The 3,172-nt window shown below is 63.5% G+C and carries 4 protein-coding genes; all 4 read right to left on the bottom strand.

Annotated elements, in window-relative coordinates; all coding sequences use genetic code 11:
- On the bottom strand, window positions 1-609 hold a 609-nt coding region (locus ACOJSI_RS02870), incomplete at its 3' end, for a hypothetical protein (protein WP_420136750.1).
- Window positions 610-642: 33 nt separating this feature from the next.
- Window positions 643-1,038, bottom strand: coding sequence for a hypothetical protein (locus ACOJSI_RS02865; RefSeq protein ID WP_420136749.1), 396 nt, complete (start codon window positions 1,036-1,038; stop codon window positions 643-645).
- Between the two features lie 76 nt (window positions 1,039-1,114).
- Complete coding sequence (locus ACOJSI_RS02860) at window positions 1,115-2,200, bottom strand: N4-gp56 family major capsid protein (protein WP_420136748.1); 1,086 nt, start codon at window positions 2,198-2,200, stop codon at window positions 1,115-1,117.
- 190 nt (window positions 2,201-2,390) lie between these two features.
- Window positions 2,391-3,020, bottom strand: a complete 630-nt coding sequence (locus ACOJSI_RS02855) for a hypothetical protein (protein ID WP_420136747.1) — start codon at window positions 3,018-3,020, stop codon at window positions 2,391-2,393.
- Between the last annotated feature and the right edge of the window lie 152 nt (window positions 3,021-3,172).

Genomic DNA, 3,172 nt, shown 5'->3' with positions numbered 1-3,172 from the left:
CTCTTCGTTTTCGAGGCGGAGCATTCCCGCGGTGAATTTCGCCTGTTGCCGCGACGCCTCGCCTTCGTTCTTGAGGAAGGAGATGGCCACATTCGCGGCGGCTCCCGCGATCACGATATCTTGATGCAGATCCAGCGTGACATTGAAGTCGGCCCCTACCGCCGATGCCAGGTCGCGCGGCGTGCGCGCCGTATAGACCAGATCGAAGGTCGCGCCGGCGGCGACAGTGCAATCAAGGTACGCCTGTCCGGACGAAAACGCGAAGGCGCTGGGCCAGCCGATCACGCCATCAGACCCAGACGCCAGCGCGCGGGCGCGGGCCAGGTCGATCAACGCCAACGGCGGATCAAAGGCGGTTTCGTTCTGGCGCTGGAAAGAGAGGCTGGTGACCGATCGGCAATCGTCGGGCAGCTTGATTACGGCCGTGTCGGCCTCGACCGGCTCGGTATGCAGGAGGTTTTCGAGCCAGAGCCATTTGCGGCCCTGTTCGAGACTGAGCAAAGAGGAGTGGATCGCGCGATCGACAACATCATCAGGTATAGCTGATGGGCCAGGTTTCCAAAGATCCCCCCGGACTTTGTCCCTCGCCTGTTGCCAGGTAATCGCCACGCTCCACCCCTCCCCTCGGCCCCAGAGCGCGTCTTATGCGCGCTGGGCGATTACGTCCACTTCAACGATGCCCGCCGTCAGGGCGCCGCCGCCGACCAGGATTTCAACCGTGTCGCCGGCGATGAAGTCGAGCGGTCCGATGGCGGCCGAGCCGACGCTACCGGCGGTCGCCGCCGGGGTGGCGGCGGGCCTGGCCGTGTAAACGCCGCCGCTGTTGCGCTGCAGCTTCATGGTCGCAGCCGCGCCCATTGCGGCAGTCTGGCGCAGGTGCGCTGCAGAAACGCGGGCGGCGTGCCCGAACGTCATGAGCACAATGCGATCACCGTTGGCGACGCCCGGAAGCGCCGGCTTGCTGGTGATGTTATACAGGCCCGTGTCCAGGCTCTTAAGCTGGGTCGCGGGAATTGCGATGGTGGTGTTCGTAGCCATGATCTTACTCCAAGATCCTGAGTAAATGGATCAACCGTTCGTCCAAGGGGCGGGCCATGGCCCGCCCCTCTCGCGATTAGTTGTGCTGCGCCGCGCAGGTTTCGATCACGAAGCAACCGAAATCCGACTGGTTGTTGAAGCGGGTCTTTGCCATGCCCCAGATGAGCGTGACGGCGACGCCGTAGCGCTTGCCATAGTCGAACGTGCGCTCGACAAGCTGCATCTTGCCCCAACCGTCGGTATCGTTGCCGTGCGCAACCACCGCAGCCTGCGCGCCCAGGAAGAGCGCGCGGGCACCGGCCAGATTGCCGCCCGCACCGCCGTTCGCGAAGGTCGGCACGCGACTGCTCTCAAGGATGAGCATTTCGCGATAGACGCCGACAACCTCACCCTCGAACGGGTTGGACTTGCCACCCTGCACAACGGCGCGGGTGATATCCATCCACTGGCCGGGCGACGTGTTCGAGCGAAGATCGTTCACCTGGTAGGGGTGAAGCACCACCACCCAGAGGCTCTTGCCGTCGAACTGCGCCTTGCGCATCGTCGGGGTGGCGAGCTTCACGCGCTCCGCCGCCTTGTCGAGAACCGAAAGCGTCATCGTGTCGGTTACGACCAAGGTGTTGCGCGCCGTGTTGCCGGTGCCGGCATAGATGATGCGATCGCTCGACGGGGCGAGAAGGGCGTTGCCGCCCAGGAAGCCGCGCGGGTGATACTTGGAAACGCCGCCCGCGCCGACGCCGATGCCGCTCAGATACTCGAAGAACGTCGTGTCGAGGTAGTCTTCCAGCCACTCCTGCAGGGCATCCTTTGCTTCCTGCTTGACTTGGAACATCGTGCGTTGCGCCGACAGGTTCAGATCGACCTTGATGGCGTGCCGCTTCTCGCCCAGGTACAGAGCGAAATCGCGGAAATCCAGGCCCTCTTCCTGGCCTTCCAGCGTTTCGTCGTCCTGCACGCCGATGCCGGTGGGCAGCGAGCGCAGGCCGAAGGTGATCCGGTCGCCGCGATCCTTCTTAAGTTCGCTCTTGACCTGGACGATCGACCGATCCGACTGACCGGTCATCTTGCCATACATCGTTGCTTTGACGGCATCCGAGAAGGCTTTGCGCGACCATACCTTGATGGCTGCGTTAGACGTGCTTGGAATGGTAGTGGTGGACATGATGATGGGCCCCCCGACCCAGGCCGCAAATCGGCCGCTATAGGTTGCAAACGAAAGCGAGAGCGCCGGTAAGGCTGGCGAGCCGCTGCCCGTCCCGTGGGCGATCCGTTTGCACCCGATAAGGCGGGGTGCCTGCCACTACCCTTGACGCCGGGCGAAGCGACTACCGCTTAACGCCCGGCGAGGCGGATCAATCGTGCCGGTAGGAAAGAACCTGCCGAACCAGATCGTCATCGGATTGTGGGGTTGGCTTGTTATGTGGCACTTGTGCCAGATAAGATTGAGCCGCCCCCGCGTCCGCTGCGGCGATCACTAACACAACAAGATGGTCAAGCTCAACATTCATCGCGGCGGCGATCGTCTCGATACCCGAGAACAGGTAAGGCGTTTTCCCGTCTTCGGACATCGCGAAGATAACCGGAGCGCACCGCCCTTCGGTCGCCAGCACCTTATCGTTCAGATCGCGAACCGCTAAGCTGCCCTGCAGCGAGCGGATTCGTTCGAGGCTGGAAGCCGCGAGATCAAGAACCAGCGATATCGGGATACGGTGAAGCACGCCTTCGACGTGTCCGAGCCGCACAAGATTATCGCTTTCAGGTGAAACAGCCGCACCGGCAGTTTGATCGTCCTGATCGGCCTGGTCGGTTTCGGCTTCCACCACCCCATCGGCGGCAGGCTCTTCCAGCGTCTCCGCGCCTGGTTCGGCTGGGTTTTCGTCCGGCGTCTCCGTTGGCGTTTCGGTCGGGGCTTCCTGCTGCGTCTCACCGGCGCCGGTGTCGGGTGCTTCCGTTGCGGCGGGCGCGGCGGGCTCGATTGGCAACGCGGATTCGGTCGACGCAGCCGGGGCGGGCGGGTGCCCTGCATCGTCTGCGGGATCGAATAAGGCATCATCGGCCGGCGGCGTGGTCTCTTGTGCGGGTGGCTGGGTGGCCTCCTTCACTTCGACCGGTGCCGCGGCCTTTGGCTGCGTCG

The organism is Sphingomonas sp. (genome assembly GCF_048595155.1).
In the GTDB taxonomy this organism is placed as follows: Bacteria; Pseudomonadota; Alphaproteobacteria; order Sphingomonadales; family Sphingomonadaceae; genus Sphingomonas_I.
Note: the sequence above shows the minus strand (reverse complement) of the source record. Positions and strands in the feature narration are given on the sequence as shown.